Genomic DNA, 16,855 nt, shown 5'->3' with positions numbered 1-16,855 from the left:
GGCCGCCAGTATACGGCGCCCGGCGCGCGAGCGCCGGACGCGCCGCGTTCAGGCAGGCGCCGATGCCGCCCGGCGCGGATCGAGATCGAGATTCGTCATCAGGCTGCGCACCGTGCGGATCACCTGCCCCGGCGTGATCATGCGCGAGCATTCGAACTGCCGGTCGGTGCCCGCATGGCGCGGACACCAGGCGAAATCGCGATGGTCGAACTCGATCGACGTATCGTTCCAGCAGCTGTTGCAGACGTGATGGTTGATCACGCGCCACGGCGTTTCGAACTCGTTGAGCGGATGCGTGAAGCCGCTGATCATCACCACCGGCTTGCCGAGCGCCCAGGCCAGCCACGACAGCCCGCTCGACAGCCCGATGAAGAAATCGGCGTGCAGCAGCAGGCTCGCGCGCTGCTGCAGCGGCAGGTCGCCCGTGAAATCCTCGCTGCCATACGGGATCAGATTCCACATCAGCTTCTCGCCGTGCGCCGGCTGCCGGTCGATGCAGAGCACGCGGTAGCCGCTCGCCTTCAGGAACTTCACGAGCTCGTACCAGCCGGTCGGATGATTCCAGTACTTGCATTGCGACGACGACTGCGCCGCGATCACCACATACGGCTCGGCGATGGTGCGCGTCGTGTCATGCACGGCGATCCGCGGCCGGCGCTCCACGGCCATCAGCCCGAGCAGGTACGGAATCGTCTTCTGCAGGCCGCTCACGCGGAAGTCGGTCGGCTGATGGGTGCGGTCGTCGCACGGGAAGAAGATGCCGAGGTAGTAGCTCGCGTAGCTGCGCGCGAGCAGCGTCGGCTCGTCGTCGGGCGGCACGTATTCGAGTTCGGGATAGGCGTCCTCGAACAGCGTCCAGAGCGCCGCGCCCATCGACACCGAGACCTCGCAGCCGTGCGTGCGGCGAAACTCGTCGACGTAGGGAAACCACGCGAGGATGTCGCCGAGCGTGCCCACCGGCAGGCGCATGTAGACGCGCTGGCCGCGCGCGTCGTAGTCGTGTTCGAACACGCGCTCGCCGTCGCGCAGCACCTCGATGCGGAACCGCACGAAATACTTCTTGGTGCTGCTGACGATGCCGTCGTCGACGAGTTCGTCGAACAGCACGACGTCGGCGTCGAGATCGAGCAGCCGCACGCGCCACGATCCGGCCGGCACCTGCACGCGGCAGCCGTAGTTGAAGTCGTAGCGGATGCCGTGCGGGCCTTCGATCACCGGCGGCCCCGGATCGACGATCGCGGCCGGCAGCGCGCCGGCCCCGTCGGCCGGGGCCGGCGCGGGGTGCGCATCAGGCGCGGGGCTCACGGCCAACGCATGCACCGCGTCTACCGCCGAAATCCCCTGCGCCGGCGCGGCGAGCCGGCCGGCCGGCACCGCCACCACCGGCATGCGCGGATCGCCGGTCAGGCCGGCGCCGGCACCCGCGCCGCCGGGCGACGGCATGGCCGCCGCCGCGCCGGCCACCGACGCGGAGACGGCCGACATCGCCGCCTCGATCACCGACGCGGTCCGGCGCCGCGCCGCCAGCGACTCAGTCGACATAGCTGATCCCCACCGTCACGGCCCACGGCTGCGAATAGTCGTGGCCCTTGCCGTAGCCGAACGCGCCCCAGGCGCGCACGTGGCGCGTGAGCGACGCGCCCACGCCGAGGTCCGCGTTGACCCAGGTCTTCGGCAACGTGGTGTTGAGCGCGGTGCCGCCGATCGTGTCGCCGAGCCCGGCGTTGAACACGTGCATCGCCTCGACGCCGACGTAGGGGTCGAGCTTCAGGTCGCCGACCGCGAGCGAGGTGCCCACGCGCGCGCCCGCGCCGCCGAACACGAGCGACTTCGACTGCAGCATGACCGGCGTGCCGAGCGAGCTTTCGTAGGCGATCGCGCCGGCATGCTGCCAGGTCACCTCGAGCCGCGGCTCGGCCCACCAGCGCTGGCCGAGTTGCCAGCGCTTGCCGGCGTCGAGCGAGACAGCGAAGCCGGACTGCGCGTAGTCGCCGCTCGCCTGGTTGCCGGCCGTGCTGACGCCGAGCGACTGCTTGAAGCCGAGGTAGCGCACCACGGTGTCGGCGAACAGGCCCGAGGGCGTGTCGAAGCCCGCGTAGGCGCCGATGTTCCAGGGCCGCGCGGTGCCGTTGCCGATCCCGTCGAAGCTCTCGTTGGCCTCGGCGTAGCCGCCGGTGGCGCCCACGTGCAGCGTGCCGGCGTGGGTGGCGATGCTCCAGTCGCGGCCGATCTGCGCGCCGTACAGCGTCAGCTCGGTGGCGGTGCCGCCCGGGCTCGTCTTCATGCGCTGGTCGTAGGCGCGCACCCAGAGCTGGCCGCCGCCGTCCGCGCCGTTGCGCAGGTCGCCGAGATACGAGAACGCGGTTTCGAGCTGCTGGTACCAGAGCAGCGACGCGGTGGCCGCCGCGGCCTGCGCGACCGAGGCGATGTCGCTGGTCTGGCCGGTGTTGGCGAGGAAGTAGTCGCCGTTGTCGTTCTGCAGCGCGAACTTGTAGGCGCCCACGTCGATGCCGTTGCTGCCCGCCAGCGAGAACGTCGCGCCGGTGCCGGCCGCCTGCACGAGTTCGAGGCGCGTGCCGGCCGCCGCGGCCGTGGTGCTCGCGTCATGCACCGACAGCGTGTAGGCGCCGGTGCCCTGCTCGACCACCAGTCGGTCGGCCTGGCCCGCGCCGACGTTGGTGTTGAGCACGAACTGGCCGCTGCCCGAGAGCTGCGTGACCGTGACGGTCTTGAAGCCGCCCGTGCGCGGCGCCGCGAACTGCACGGTGCCGCCCTGCATCGCGAGCTGGTCGACGCTCAGCGCCGCGTTGCCGGTCAGCGCGTCGGCCGCGGCCTCGTCGATCGTCAGCGTGCCGGCCAGCGCCACGCCCGCGAGCGTCTGCGCCGCCACCGGGCCGGCCGCCGTCGTGCCGCCCACGTCCACCGTCAGCGTGCCGCCGGCCGCCACCGTGCTCTGCGCGGCCGAGCCGCCCAGCAGCACCGTCTGCGCACCACCGGCGTTGACCTGCGTGCCCTGCGCGAGGCCGCCGCTCGACACCAGCTGGATGCCGCCGTTGACCACCGTCGCGGTGGTGGCGCCGCCCGTGAACACCACCTGCGAGCCGGCGCTGACCACCGTGCCCACCGCCGAGCCGCCGGCCGACACGTACTGCTTGCCGCCCGCCACCAGGCTGCTCGACACGAGGCCGCCCGAATAGACGCGCATCAGGCCGCCCGAGCTGACCACCGAGTCGATGCCGATGCCGCCGCGCGACACGCCGAAGCTGCCGCCCGACACCACCGTGGTGCCGGTGGCCGTGCCGCCCGCCGAGACGTACTGCGTGCCGCCCGATGAGACCACCGTGCTGACCGTCGAGCCGGCCGAGAACACCGTGAGCAGGCCGTCGTTGCCGACCGTGGTGCCGCTCGCCAAGCCGCCGCGCGAGACGATCTGCCGGCCGCCGGCGAGCAGCGTGTTGCTGGCCGCGCCGCCCGAGGAAATCGTCTGGGTGCCGCCCGACGACACGGTGGAGGCGACGGCGCTGCCGCGCACCGTCTGCGAGCCGCCGTTGTTGATGGTGGTGCCGGTGACGGTCTGGCCCGCCGCGATGGTCGAGACGCAGGCCGCCGCGCCGGGCAGCGCCTGGTTATCGCAGCTGGCCGCCTGCACGGCCGGCGCGACCAGCGGCAGCGCGAGCGCGACCAGCGCGGCCGGGGCACGCGCCGCGCGCGCGACCGTCGCGCCGGGCACGGCGAGCCGGCCGCCCGACAAGTTCGGATGAGGTGATTTCATACGGTCTCCTGATTGTTTTGAATGGTTTCCGGACCGTGGCCCGGACTGCTTTCTTTCGCCTGCCTGCTTTCGCCTGTCGGCTCGATCGGGGTAACGGCACGGCTTCGCTGGCGACGCGGCCGGCGGCAAAGGCGGCGGCCTCCTGCATGGTCACCGCGTTCGCGGCATCGCCAGCGTCCCCCGGTTCTACCGCTTCCCGCCCGCTCCGTTACGCCGGCTCGCCGAACAGCGCCGCGATGCCGGCCGGCGAGCCGAACACGGCGTCGGCGTCATGGCCCGCGCCGGGAATCCGGTGCGTCTCGTGCGTGCAGCCGGCCGGCGCGCGCGCCGCGATGTAGCGCGCATAGGCCAGCCCGCGTTCGAGCCGGTGCGCGCCCTGCGCCATCGCCGCGCACGAACGGTCGAGCGCCGGATGCCGCGGGTCGCAGTCGCGCTCGCCGAGCAGCATCGTCACGTCGCGCTTCAGGTAAGCACGCTCGAACGCGCCCGGCTCGGCCGCGGCCGGCTGCTCGCCGGCATAGGCCGGCAGCGCCTCGAGCCCGTACTTCCAGGCATTGAAACCGTCGCAGCGCGCCGCGTCGTAGGCGGAGAAGCCGCCGTCGGCGTCGGGGCGCAGCGTATCGAAATACACATACGAGGACGGATTCGCGATCACGTAGCGCAGCGCCACGCCGCGTTCGGCCAGCGCCGCCTCGCCGCGCGCGAGCACGGCATAGCGCTGCGCGACCTGGCCGCCGCCCGAGTGGCCGGCCACCACCACCTCGCGCAGCGCGGGAAAGACGCGCGTGTCGGCCAGCCCGGCCAGCAGCGCGTCGAGCACCTCGAACGAGCTGACCGGCGCGGGCGCGAGCGCCTCGCCGCCGCCCATCCAGCCGGTCCACTCCCAGGCCAGCGTCGAGGCCGGCAGGCGGTGCGCCTCGACGTCGGCCTGCGCGAGGAACTGCGGCACCAGCAGCACCGTGTCCTCGGAATTGCGGCCGGCCGCGGCGCGCGCGCGATGGGCGAACTTGAAATAGGCATCGGCGTTGCGCAGCCGGCCATGCAGCAGGATCACGGCGGTGCGCACGCCCGGTTGCGACGCGTTCCACTCGCCGGTGGCGAACAACGGCACGGTGCCGGTGCCGGCCGGCGTGGAGACGGTCAGGTGCTGCGGAGCGACGACGTCGACGGGCCGTTCGTTCGGCGCGCGTTCGTCGTGCGCGCCGTCGAGGTTGGGGGGCACGGTGCTCAAGCGGGGGTCCTCGTGGTGGCCGGCGCCTCGATGCCGAGCTCGGGATGTCCGCGACGGGACAGCCCGACCAGCGCGAGCGAGACGAAGCCGGCAAAGATCAGATAGAACGCGGGAGTCAGGCTGCTGCCCGTCAGCGAGATCAGCCAGGTGACGGTGAACGGCGCCAGGCCGCCGAACAGCGTGACCGCGATGTTGTACGACAGCGCGACGCCGGACGAGCGGCTCTGCACCGGGAACAGCGTCGCGAGCATGCCGGGATGCGCGCCCGACATCGCCGCGAGGAACACCGTCGAGACGATCTGCGCGATGAACAGGCGCGAGGCCGACGGCTCCGTGACGACGAACAGGTAGAGCGGATAGGCGCAGATCATCCAGGCGATCGTGACCGGATAGAACAGCCGGTACGCGCCGAAGCGGTCGGCCAGGCGCCCCGACAGCGGGAACAGGAACAGGTTCAGCAGGCCCGAGAAGAACGCGCCGCGCAGCGCGACCTGCAGCGGCAGGTGCAGCTGGCGCTCGACGTAGACGGCGATGTACGAATGCCAGACGTAGTTGGTGGCCGCCCCCACCGCGATCACGCCCATCGCGCAGAGCGCGGCGCGGCCGTTGTCGCGGAAGAACGCGGCGAGCGGCACCTTCGGGCGCCTGCCCGCTGGCTGCTCGCGGCTCAGTTGCTGGAACTCGGGCGACTCGGCCACCTTGTGGCGGATGTAGAAGCCGAGCGGGCCGGCCAGCGCGCCGCACAGGAACGGCACGCGCCAGCCCCACGCCACCAGCGCGTCGTGCGAGAGCCGCGTGGTGAGCAGGTAGCCCGCGCCCGACGAGAGCAGCAGCGCGAACGACTGCGCCGTCATGTTGAAGCTGCCGTAGAACATCTTGCGGCCCGGCGGCGCGTACTCGACCAGCATCGCCGAGGCGGTCGCGAACTGGCCGCCCACCGAGAGCCCCTGCAGCACGCGCGCGAGGATCACCAGCGCGGGCGCCGCGTAGCCGATCCGCGCGTAGCCGGGCGTGAGGCCCATCAGCAGCGTGCTGGCCGCCATCGAGATGATCAGCAGCGACAGCGCGCGGCTGCGGCCCGCGCGGTCGGCGTAGACGCCCAGCAGGATGCCGCCGATCGGCCGCACCACGAAGCCGATCGCGAACGTCGCCAGCGTGAGCAGCAGCGAGACCAGCGCGTTGCCGGCCGGGAAGAACACCTGCGCGATGATCTTCGAGAAATAGCCGTAGATCAGGAAGTCGAACCATTCCAGGCCGTTGCCGAGCACCGAGGCGAAGATCGCGCGGCGCACCATCGACGGCGACAGGCGCGCGGGGGCTTGCATCGCGCCTTCCGGCGACAGCGACGGCGACGGCGCTTGCGTGGCGCGGCTCATGATCCGCACCCCGGGGTGTCGTAGATCGCGTGGAGCGCGCAGGCCGAGGTCAGCATCTTCGCGCCGTTGTGGCCGACGCCGGGCACCACGTGCAGGCTCTGGTTCAGCCCCTGCGGATGGCGCGCGCGCAGGTAGCCGAAATACGCCTCGGCGCGCGCCAGGCGCTGCGGGCCCTGCGCTTCGGCCGGGCAGCTCTGGTCGAGCGCCTTCTGCTGCGGATCGTCGTCGTTGCCGCCCACCAGATAGGTCACGCGGCGCGCCGCGTAGGCGGCCTCGAGCTGCGCCGCGGAGCGGTCGGCCAGATACGGCGGGCGCCTGGCCATGCCGTATTTCCAGTCGTCGAAGCCGGGGCACGCGGCCGCGTCGAACGCGGCCGGCTGGCCGTCCGCGCCGGGGCGCCCGGCGTCGAAATACGCATACGACGACGGGCTCGACACCACGTAGCGCAGCGCGATGCCCTCGCGCGACAAGGCTGCCGTCTCGCGCGCGGCCACCGCGTAGCGCTGCACCACCTGGCCGCCGCCCGAATGGCCGGCGAACACCACCGTCTTCAGGTTCGGAAAGCGCTGGCGATCGGCGAGCCGCGCGACGATCGCGTCGAGCACCGCGTAGGAACTGACGGGCACGGGGCCCACCGCGTCGTCGCCGGCCATCCAGCCGTTCGCATCCCAGCGCAGCAGCGCGGCCGATTCATCGCGGCCGGCCAGATCGAGCGTGGCGAGGAACTGCGGCGCGATCAACAGCGTGCCGGCCTCGTCGGCCGCCACGGCGCCCTGCTCGCGCGCCGCGGCGCGGGCGGCCTGCGCGCTCTTGAAATAGCGGTCCGCGTTGCGCAGCTTGCCGTGAATCACGATCACCGCGCGCGTCACGTCGGGCGCCGGCTGGTCCCAGTCGCGCGACAGATAGAGCGGAAACTGCGCGGCGCCGGCCGGCGTGTCGATCCGCATGCGCGTGGCCGCGATCCGCGCCACCGGCCGCAGATGCGGGTTGTACACGTGCGGCGCGCTGGCGCCGGCGGCGCTGGCCGCGTCGGTGCCCTGCGCAGCTTCGGCCGCGGGGCCGCCGGCCAGCGCGAGCGCCAGCGCGCAAGCCGCGCCGGCGCCGCGCAGCCTGCGCGGAAAGGACGATTCGAAAGGCATTCGGACTGCTCCTGGTGGGCCGTCGCCGCACGGCGCGCGGCTTCGGCCCGACGTCAAACGGGTAAGGCGCTCAGAACCGGTGGAACATGCCGATCGTCACCCCGGTCTGGTTCGGACCGAACGCGGTCTCGTCGGTGGTGCCGACCGGCGTGTAGCTGCCGTTGTTGCCGCGCGTGGCCTGCGCGTAGGCCACCGTCGCATAGAGCGAGGTGCGCTTGGACAGTGCGTATTGCGTGCTCAGCACGCCCATCCAGGTATTCGACTGGCCCGGCGTCTTGTCCTGGTCGTAGTAGTAGGCGGCCGTCACCTTCAGGTTGCGCATCACCGGATAGCGGATGCCCGCGAACCACAGCGCCTGCGCCGACGACGCCGTCTTCACGCTCGACGGATCGGTCAGGAAGTGTTCGTAGCCCGCCATCAGCTGGCCGCGGCCCACGTCCTGGCGGAACGCCAGCGAGAGGTTGCGCGACTTCGTGAAGTTGCCGGTCGAGGTGATCGCGCCGTTGCGGTAATCGTAGGCGAGACCGACGCCGAACGTGCCGCCGTCGTAGTCGAGGCCGCCGCCGTAGGCCGCGCTGCTCTGGAACGAGGCCGGATCGCCGCCGAAGCTGTAGCCTGCGATCGCAGTGACGCCACCGAAGCGGCCCACGTACTTCACCATGTTGCTGTTGCGCGCGCGGAACGAGAACGAATCGGACGAGCCGGTGGTCGGGAACCACGTGTATTGCGGCGAGAACGACATCGGGTCGTAGCGCAGCATCACGTCGTACATCGGCGTGTACTGCAGGCCGAACGACAGCGAGCCGAACGTGCGGTTCGACAGGCCGACGGCCGAGGTGCGGTTGAACAGCGTGCCCGCCGTGGCCTGGCTGCCGTCGTTGGTGTTGAAGCCGGCCTCGAGCACGAACCAGGCCGAATTGCCGCCGCCGAGGTCTTCCGAGCCGCGCACGCCGAACCGCGAGTTGTGGACGCCGCCGGAATTCTCGCGCACCAGCGCGCCGCCCGTGGTGCTGGCGTGGGTCAGGTATTCGACGTTCGCGTCGATCACGCCGTACAGCATCACCGAGCTGCCGCCGCCTCCGCCGCCCGTCGCCAGCTGCAGCGCTTCGTCGATCTCATCCTGCTGCGCGTAAGCGGACGCGCATCCGGCAAGCAGCACGGCGGCTGCGGCATGGTGCTTTTTCACAACGGTCTCCTGGACATTGTTGTCGTGTGGCGCCGGGTTCCGTTTCCCGGAAACCCTTGCCACCTATGGGCTGACGGGTCAGGCGCAATCCTAGGGAGTCCCGAGCCAGATGTAAAATATCCATTTTCTAGTAGTGCCATATTTGTAGAATATGGGACATTTTTCGCGCCCCGCCCGGAGCCTTCCAGCATGGAATTGCGACACCTGCGGTACTTCCTCGCCGTCGCCGAGGAAGGCCAGTTCACCCGCGCCGCCGAGCGGCTGGCGATGCAGCAGCCGCCGCTGTCGCAGCAGATCCGCCTGCTGGAGGAGGAAATCGGCTTCGACCTGTTCGTGCGCCAGCCGCGCGGCGTGGAGCTGACGCCGGCCGGCCGCGCGTTCGCGCAGAACGCCGGGCTGGTGCTCGACACGCTGCAGCAGGGCATCGCGCACGCGCGCCGGATCGCGCGCGGCGAACTCGGCGCGATCGCGGTCGGGCTGACCAGCTCGGCCGGCTTCCACCCGCTCACCACCGACGCGATCCGTGCGTTTCGCGCGGCCAATCCCGGCATCGAGATCTCGCTGTCGGAGCGCAACGCGGCCGAGCTGATCGAGGGGCTGTCGAACGGGCAGCTGCAGGTGGCGTTCCTGAGAAAACCGGTGGATACGCCATCGGGCGTGGCGTTCGAGCAGATGCTCGACGAGCCGATGGTGGTGGTGCTGCCGGTCGGGCACCGGCTGCTGGAGGGGATGGGCGACGCGCCGCCGGCGATCTCGCTGAAGGCGCTCGAACACGAGGAGTTCATCCTCGTGCGCCGGCCCGGCGCGCCCGGCATGTATGCGGATTTCCTGGCCGCGTGCCGGCGCCAGGGGTTCGTGCCGCACGTCGCGCGCGAGGTGCCGCGCATGCTGACCGGCATCCACATGGTGGCGGCCGGCCTCGGCGTGACGCTCGTGCCGGCCTCGATGCGCCGCTACGATCACCGCAGCGCGGTGTTCTGCCCGCTCACGGACGGCGCCGGCTTCTCGGCGCCGCTGCATCTCGCGTATCCGGTCGAGATGCGCGATCCGGCGGCGGCGCGGTTCGTGGAGTTCGTGCTGGCCCAGCGCGGCGCGCTGGGCGGCCCGGCATCCGACTGACGCGGGCGCCCTTGGCCTGGGCGCGTTCACGATCGGGCAAGGGACTCGACGCATTAAGCGTCGATTGAAGCAACGCACTAAGCGTCGATGGCCGCGGCGCCGTCGAGCGCGCCCCGTTCCTGCCATGCCTGCTCGATCGCCCGCAGCGCGCCCGTCACGATCGACTGGTTCAGCGCCGCGGCCAGTCCCGCATCGCGGTCCGCATACGCTTCGCAGAGGCGCTGATGATCGGCGCAGGACCGCTGCATGCGGCCCGGCAAGGCGGTGCTGAAACGGCGCAGCCGGTTGATGCGCAGGCGCATCGAGTCGAGCACTTCGCGGAAGATGCGATTGCCGCAGACCTGCAGCTCCTCGTCCCGGAACGCGACGTTGGCCCAGAAATACCCGTCCACGTCGCCGCGCGCGGCGGCCTCGGCGAGTTGGCCATGCGCCGCCCACAGGCGCGCGATGTCGTGCTCCGTGGCGCGCTCGACGATCGCGCCGGACACCTGCGCATACAGCACCGCCCGCAGCTGGTACAACTCGCGCACGTCCTGCAGCCGAATCCCCGACACGCGCGGACGCCGCCTCGGCGCCCAGTCCACCAGCCCTTCGCGGCTCAGCACGAACAACGCTTCACGCACCGGCGTCCGGCTGACCTGGAAGCGTCTGGCCAGTTCGACCGAATTCAGGTCGGCGCCGGACGGCAGGCGCCCCTCGATGATGCCGCGCGCGATCCAGTCGATGATCTCCGCCACACGCGACGATTCCCCATCGGCATCGGATGCAAATGTGTCGACACTTTTTCCCATTCGCTTTTTGACAATCTCTGATAATGTGCAGTTTACGCGGAAATTTCTGATTCCCGTCGGATTCTTCACGCCGCAGCCCATAAAACTGTCGACATTTAAAGGATCGGGGACGATCGGCCCCGCATCATATCCAGGAGACGCGCCATGTCCGATCGTTACCGGCCGCAACGCCGGCGGGTTCTTCAATCCGCCGCCGCGCTGGCCGCGCTGTCGCTCGGCGGCATGCGCGGCGCGCTGGCCGCCGGCGAGTCCGCCGCTTCCACCGCTTCCGCCGCCGATGCCGCCACTGCCCCCGACACCGATGCCGCCAGCGGCGCGGCCGCCGGCCAGATTACCGCGCAACTCGCCCGCTACATGGCGAGCGCACGCTCCACGCCCCTGCCCGAAGCCGTCGTCCTGGCCTGCAAGCATCGCATTCTCGATACCTTCGGCGCGATGGTATCGGGCTCGCGCCTTCCAGCCGGCATGCAGGCGGCACGCTATGTACGCGAACTGGGCGGCACGCCACAGGCGAGCGTGATCGGCACGCGGATGCGAACCCAGGTGGTCAATGCCGCGCTGGCCAATGCGATGTGCGCGCACGCCGACGAAACCGACGATTTCGAGCCGGTCACCAAGGCGCATCCGGGCAGCTCGGTGGTGCCGGCGGCGCTGGCGATGGCCGAGCACGGCGCGCAAAGCGGCGCAACGATGATTCGCGCGGTCGCGCTCGGCTACGACCTAGCCTGCCGCCTGCTGATGGCGCTCGGCCCGGATCAGGTCCGCGCGTCGCACCGCAGCGCCGAAGGCACCGCCTCGACCTTCGGCGCGCTGGGCGCGGCGGCGGCGCTCGCCGGCCTCGACGAGACCGCCATGCGCTACGCGATCTCCTATTCGGCCCAGCAGGTGTCGGGATTGTGGAGCTGGGTCAAGGACCGCGACCATGTCGAGAAGGCCTTCGACTTCGCCGGGATGGGCGCGCGCAACGGCGTGATGGCGGTGACCATGGCGCAGGCGGGCATGACCGGTGTGAGCGACGTGCTCGACGGCACGCACAACCTGTTCATCGCGCTGTCGCCCCGGCCCTCGCCCGAGGCAATGCTCGACGGGCTCGGCACGCGCTTCTACGTGACCGAAACGGCGATCAAGACCTACTCGGTCGGCTATCCGATCCAGTCGCCGCTCGATGCGCTGCTCAGCCTGCGCCGGCAGTACGGACTGACGCCGGCGAACGTGCGCGGCATCGTGGTACGGATTCCTCCCGACGCCGAAGGCATCGTCGGCGACAGCGCGATGCCCGACGTGAATTGCCAGCATCTGGTGGCGCTCGCGCTCGTGAAAGGCGCCGTGTCGTTTCGCGACAGCCACGACGCGGCGCTGATGCACGATCCGGCGATTCTCGCGGTGCGTGCCAAGGTGAGCCTGCAGCCCGATCCCGCCCTGCACGATCCGGCCGCGCCGCGCGGCGCCCGGGTCGAGGTGACGCTCACGGACGGCCGCACGGTCTCGCATCTCACCCGCTTTCCGCCCGGCACCCGCGAGAATCCGCTGACGAGCGAGGCCGTGGCCGCGAAGGCGCGCGACCTGATGGCGCCGGTGCTGGGCGACGCTCGCACCACGGCGCTGATCACGCGGCTCGAACGGCTCGAGACGCTGAAAGACCTGCGCGAACTGCGCCCATTCATCACCGCATGACCTTCCCGCATCTCATGTCGAGGAGACGAACCGATGCCGCTGCTTGACCGTCGCAACTTCCTCAAGACGAGCGCCGCCGGCGCCCTGGCCTCCGCGACCGCCGGAACCGCGTTCGCGCAAAGCCGCCCCGCCGAATCGGCGGCTGCAACGGCTTCGGCGGCTTCGGCGGCTTCGGCGACCGAAGCGCCGGTGCCGGCCGCAACGACCACGCCTCCCGCCGCCAACCCGCCGCGCGTCACGCGGATCCTCGCCGAATTCATCCAGCGCACGAGCTACCGCGATCTGCCCGCCGCGGCGCGTCGCGAAGGCGTGCGCACCTTCATGAACTGGGTCGGCGTGGCGGTAGGCGGTTCGCACGACGAAACCGTGGACCGCGCCGTGGCCGCGCTCGCGCCGTTCTCGGGGCCGCCGCAGGCGAACCTGCTGGGACGCGCGGAGCGCTTCGACATCATGAACGCGGCGTTCGTCAACGGCGTCAGCAGCCATATCTTCGACTACGACGACACGCACCTGAAGACGATCATCCACCCGGCCGGCCCGGTGGCGTCCGCGATCCTCGCCTATGCCCAATATCGGCCGGTGTCGGGCGCGGATTTCCTCAATGCGCTGGTGCTCGGCGTCGAGACCGAATTGCGGATCGGCAACGCCGTCTACCCGAATCACTACGACGTGGGCTGGCACATCACCGGCACCTGCGGCGTGTTCGGCTCGGCGGCGGCGATGGCCAAACTGATGGGCCTGAGCGTGCAGCAGACGGTCTGGGCACTGGGCCTGGCGGCCTCGCAGCCGGTCGGCCTGCGCGAATCGTTCGGCTCGATGAACAAGAGCTTCAATCCCGGCCGGGCCGCCGCGAACGGCATGTTCGCCGCGATCCTCGCCAGCCGCGACTACACCAGCTCGGACGGCATGATCGAAGCGAAGCGCGGCTGGGCCAATGCGATCAGCACCAAGCAGGATTACCGCGAGATCACCGAAGGCCTCGGCACCCACTACGAATCGACGCTGAACACCTACAAGCCGTTTGCCTGCGGAATCGTGATCCATCCCGCGCTCGACGCGGCCATCCAGCTGCGCAACCAGAACCACCTGAGCGCGGATCAGATCGAGCGCATCGACCTGCGCGTGCATCCTCTCGTGCTCGAGCTGACCGGCAAGAAGACACCGCGCACCGGCCTCGAGGGAAAGTTCAGCATCTATTACGCGGTCGCCATCGCGATCATCGACGGGGCGGCGGGGGAAAAGCAGTTCAGCGACGCGAAGGTGCGCGACCCGCGCGTGGTCGCGTTGCGCGACAAGGTCGATGCGATCGTCGATCCGGCTATCAAGCCCGAGCAGGTCGACATGACCATCACGCTCAAGGACGGCCGCAAGCTGCACATGTTCATCCGGCACGCGATCGGCAGCACCGAGGTGCCGATGAGCGATGCGCAACTGGAGAAGAAGTTCGCCGACCTGGCGGACGGCATCCTGCCAGCCGATCAGACTCGTGCGCTGATCGAGCGGTGCTGGCAGGTCGAACGGCTGGATAGCGCGGCAGAGATTGTTGCATTGGCCGTGCCGCGCTGACGGGGCGCCCGGCCGCGAAGGCCGGGCGCTGTTCGCGAGGTGGAAGTGCCTCGGGATGGCCGCGCCCGCTCCGCTCCCGGTCGGGTTCCCAAGGCACCGTGCGTGTGCTCGACGGAGTCACGACCGGGATGAAGGCCGGATAGCGGCGACCCGCCATCGCCGCCCGGCCGGGCATGGCGCAGCCACCCCGCGCCATGCCCGGCGGCGCGGGCGGCGATTCACCGGTAGCCCGGATCGTCGTCCTCGGAGCGACGCGAACGCTGGCTGCGATTCGAGCCGCCCGGCGTGTAGTACCTGGACTCGGCGGACTCCGATTCGAACGAGTAGAACGCCGTCGAATCGGAATGGTGCGAGCGAATCGACGGGTCGCGTTGTTGCTGCATGTGCGGCGGCAGCGGCGGCCCCTCGAAGCCCCCGCCCCCTCCGCGATTGAAGCGATCGCGCAACCGGTCGGCCGGAGGCTGAGGCGGCATCTGCGGCGGATACGGGGGGCCAAAGCCGCCACCGAATTGTCCGGGCGGCGGTGGTGCCAGGAACTGAGGCTGCGGGGCAAACGGGTTGTCGGAAAGGCCTCGGTCGTCGAAGCGCTCGTCGCGCGGCGGCGGATAATCGCGTCTCATCGACGGCGGCCGGCTTCCGCCATACGACGACGGCGCCAGGCCCTGCACCGAGGACGAGCGGCTACGCGTGCTTGGCACGCGCGTCGAGGGCGGCAAGGCCCGGATCGAACTGCCGCCGCCCAGGCCGACGTTGCCGGTGAAGCCCGAGCGCGTGGAGCGATCGTCGAGCGACAGCCGGTCCATCCCGAACGATTCGCCGCCGTCGCCCGACACGCGGATTCGCGGACGCCCGCTTTCCACGTCCTGCGTCGAGGTCGCGGCCGGCGGCTCCTGGTGGATGTGCAGGAACGCCGAATACAGCACGCCGAGCACGGCCGCGCCGAACAGGTTGCCGAGATTGTCCTGCGCCGTGGCGCTCAGGTTGGTGCGCGCGAGCGCCGCACCGACCACGGTGCTCAACATCGCGTCGACGGTGCTGAGCGTCGCGCGCGCCGGCGACGTCGTCGTGTAGGTCGATCCCAGCTGGCCGAGCGTCGGCACCGCGCCCGACAGCGTGAGCCGCAGCGACTGGCCCACCTCGCGCGAAGCGAACGAGTTGTACGTCACGTCGTCGCCGCTCTCGGCGGCGCCGTTGATGACGCCGCGCAGGAAGCCGTTCAGGGCCTCCAGGGGCATGCCGGCGGCCCCCGCGCCCGACGGCGACGCGAGGTAGGTCATCATCGCGCCCGCGATAGTCTGATTCGCGACATAGGCGCCCGCGCCCTTCATCGTGGTGGCGAGCCGCATGTCCGGATTGGCGTCCGGGTTGTCGAGCTTGATGAACTTCTGCCCGAGGTCACGCATCGCGGCGTAGGTGAGATAACCGATCAGCGCCGGCCCGAGGCTCGCCATGTTGCCGGTCGACACTGCCGCGGCGATCGCGCCGAAGCTCACCAGCGCGAGCGTCGCGCGCGAGATGTTGCTGGCGGTGGTCGCCTTGTCGCGATCGACATAGGCACCGATGCTGAGCAGCAGCGGCGGGATCAGCGCGGCCGTCAGCGACAGGCCGAGCTGCTCGTGCTCGGTGAGCCGGTCCATCCGCGATGCGATGCCCTGGTCAAGATATTGCCGCAGCATGGTCGGCACCATCACCGTGGCGACGTTGCGCATGAGCGAGTTGGCCGTGGAATACGCACCCCGGCGGAAGGTTCCACCGCCCTCGTTGTTCATGACCTGCAGCAGCATGCGCGTGACCACATTGCGACGCGCCGTGGTGGCGTCCGCTGCGTCCACGATGTCCGGGAGACGGGGCGCCAGGCCCCCCGGACGCGAATGCGGCGACCCGCTCGGCGATCCGGCCGGCGAAGTCTCGCGACTGGCGACCTCGATGATGCGCGCGGTGTCCTCGTCCATCCCGTAAGGGATCTCGCCGGTTTCGATGAACCGGTTGATCTGATTCGCCGCCCTGCGGGTGTCCGGATCGGCGCCGCGCATGGCGACCTCCGCCATCCAGTCGGCCATGGTGCTGGTTTCCTCGACCACCAGGTTCACGTTCGACGGCAGGCCGGTCTCCCGGTCGGGCGGTCCGAGCACCTCGTTCGGATGCACGCCGAGCAGATCGCTCAGCGCCAGGAACATGACGTTCTGGCGATCCACCTGGGTGCTCTCGCGAGCGAGACCGCGCTGCATGATGTCGGCGATCGGCCGCATCGGCGATCCCGACGGAGGCCGCGCGCCACGCGTTTCGAAGGCCAGCATCTCGTCGATCAGCGCCCGGGTATCGCCATCGACCTCGCCCTGGCCGAACAGATGGCTGTCGATCGCACCGGCCACCCGGCGATGGGCGTCGGGGGCCACCGCGGGCGGCGGCGCGGATGGCGCCGCGCCGAGATCGATCATGGTTTCGGCGATGGCCTCGGTCCGGTCCGCGACCGTGCCTTGCGTCACCTGTGGCATGAACCTGCGGGAACGCCGCATGATCTCCACCGCGACCGGATGCTGGGGCCGCGTACCGCCCATCCGATACGCCTCGACCTCGGCGTGGATCTGCCGATCGTTGGACGACAGATCGTTCCTGCGCAAGTGCCGGACATGCTGCGCCAGATCCGCCGAGGGCTCCGCGTTCGACGACGACCCGCCCGCGCGCGACGATCCCTCCGCCCGGTGGTGCTGCCTGGGAGAGGGCACCAGCGACGAATTGTGATGGCTGCGCTGACGCGGCTCGCCGCGGTTGCGGTCCGATCGGTCCGCGCCATGGCCGGATTGCTGGCCGAAATCCTCGGGCGCGTAACCGCCCCGAGTACTGCCGGACCCCTTGATGCCCTTCGGTGCCATGGTCTTCCTCGTTGAATACGATAGGGAGCCCCTGCCGACGGGCCGGGGCGGATGACCACGACTCTAGGACTCGCATGAAAGGGCTGCTCCCGGTTTGCGAACCTCGAAGCTGAAAAACGAAGCCGGAA

At 70.4% G+C, this 16,855-nt stretch carries 11 protein-coding genes; 3 read left to right on the top strand and 8 right to left on the bottom strand.

Annotated elements, in window-relative coordinates:
- Positions 1 to 48: 48 nt before the first annotated feature.
- The 6 genes from BpN12_RS05475 to BpN12_RS05450 form a co-directional block, all read right to left on the bottom strand.
- Positions 49 to 1,542, bottom strand: a complete 1,494-nt coding sequence (locus BpN12_RS05475; protein ID WP_246794274.1) for an autotransporter strand-loop-strand O-heptosyltransferase — start codon at positions 1,540 to 1,542, stop codon at positions 49 to 51.
- The gene (locus BpN12_RS05470; RefSeq protein ID WP_246794273.1) at positions 1,532 to 3,772 is read right to left on the bottom strand and encodes an autotransporter outer membrane beta-barrel domain-containing protein; all 2,241 of its coding nucleotides are present in this window, start codon (positions 3,770 to 3,772) and stop codon (positions 1,532 to 1,534) included. The genes BpN12_RS05475 and BpN12_RS05470 overlap by 11 nt, the downstream gene beginning before the upstream one ends.
- Positions 3,773 to 3,980: 208 nt before the next feature.
- Positions 3,981 to 5,003, bottom strand: coding sequence for an alpha/beta fold hydrolase (locus BpN12_RS05465; RefSeq protein ID WP_246794272.1), 1,023 nt, complete (start codon positions 5,001 to 5,003; stop codon positions 3,981 to 3,983).
- Complete coding sequence (locus BpN12_RS05460) at positions 5,000 to 6,379, bottom strand: MFS transporter (protein ID WP_246794271.1); 1,380 nt, start codon at positions 6,377 to 6,379, stop codon at positions 5,000 to 5,002. Before BpN12_RS05460 ends, BpN12_RS05465 begins: the two co-directional genes overlap by 4 nt.
- Complete coding sequence (locus BpN12_RS05455; protein ID WP_246794270.1) at positions 6,376 to 7,518, bottom strand: alpha/beta hydrolase; 1,143 nt, start codon at positions 7,516 to 7,518, stop codon at positions 6,376 to 6,378. The genes BpN12_RS05460 and BpN12_RS05455 overlap by 4 nt, the downstream gene beginning before the upstream one ends.
- Before the next feature lie 70 nt (positions 7,519 to 7,588).
- Positions 7,589 to 8,704 carry a porin gene (locus tag BpN12_RS05450; protein WP_246794269.1) on the bottom strand — a complete coding sequence of 372 codons (1,116 nt, stop codon included), beginning with the start codon at positions 8,702 to 8,704 and terminating at the stop codon, positions 7,589 to 7,591.
- A gap of 189 nt (positions 8,705 to 8,893) precedes the next feature.
- Between BpN12_RS05450 and BpN12_RS05445 the strand changes: the two genes are divergently transcribed.
- Positions 8,894 to 9,823, top strand: a complete 930-nt coding sequence (locus BpN12_RS05445; RefSeq protein ID WP_246794268.1) for a LysR family transcriptional regulator — start codon at positions 8,894 to 8,896, stop codon at positions 9,821 to 9,823.
- A gap of 77 nt (positions 9,824 to 9,900) precedes the next feature.
- On the opposite strand, the gene BpN12_RS05440 is transcribed toward BpN12_RS05445, so the two are convergent.
- Positions 9,901 to 10,614: a GntR family transcriptional regulator gene (locus tag BpN12_RS05440; RefSeq protein ID WP_246794632.1), complete on the bottom strand. Its 714-nt coding sequence runs from the start codon at positions 10,612 to 10,614 to the stop codon at positions 9,901 to 9,903.
- A 144-nt stretch (positions 10,615 to 10,758) separates the two neighbouring features.
- On the opposite strand from BpN12_RS05440, the gene BpN12_RS05435 reads away from it, so the two are divergent.
- Positions 10,759 to 12,288 (top strand): MmgE/PrpD family protein, encoded by a 1,530-nt coding sequence (locus tag BpN12_RS05435; protein ID WP_246794267.1) that lies wholly within the window; start codon positions 10,759 to 10,761, stop codon positions 12,286 to 12,288.
- A gap of 33 nt (positions 12,289 to 12,321) precedes the next feature.
- Positions 12,322 to 13,854, top strand: coding sequence for an MmgE/PrpD family protein (locus BpN12_RS05430; RefSeq protein WP_246794266.1), 1,533 nt, complete (start codon positions 12,322 to 12,324; stop codon positions 13,852 to 13,854).
- A gap of 218 nt (positions 13,855 to 14,072) precedes the next feature.
- Here the strand turns inward: BpN12_RS05430 and BpN12_RS05425 are convergent, their stop codons facing one another.
- A complete protein-coding gene (locus BpN12_RS05425; protein WP_246794265.1) occupies positions 14,073 to 16,727 on the bottom strand; it encodes a hypothetical protein in 2,655 nt (884 codons plus the stop codon).
- Positions 16,728 to 16,855 lie beyond the last annotated feature (128 nt).

Origin of the sequence: Burkholderia perseverans, from assembly GCF_022870505.1 — a bacterium.
GTDB lineage: Bacteria > Pseudomonadota > Gammaproteobacteria > Burkholderiales > Burkholderiaceae > Burkholderia > Burkholderia plantarii.
Note: the sequence above shows the minus strand (reverse complement) of the source record. Positions and strands in the feature narration are given on the sequence as shown.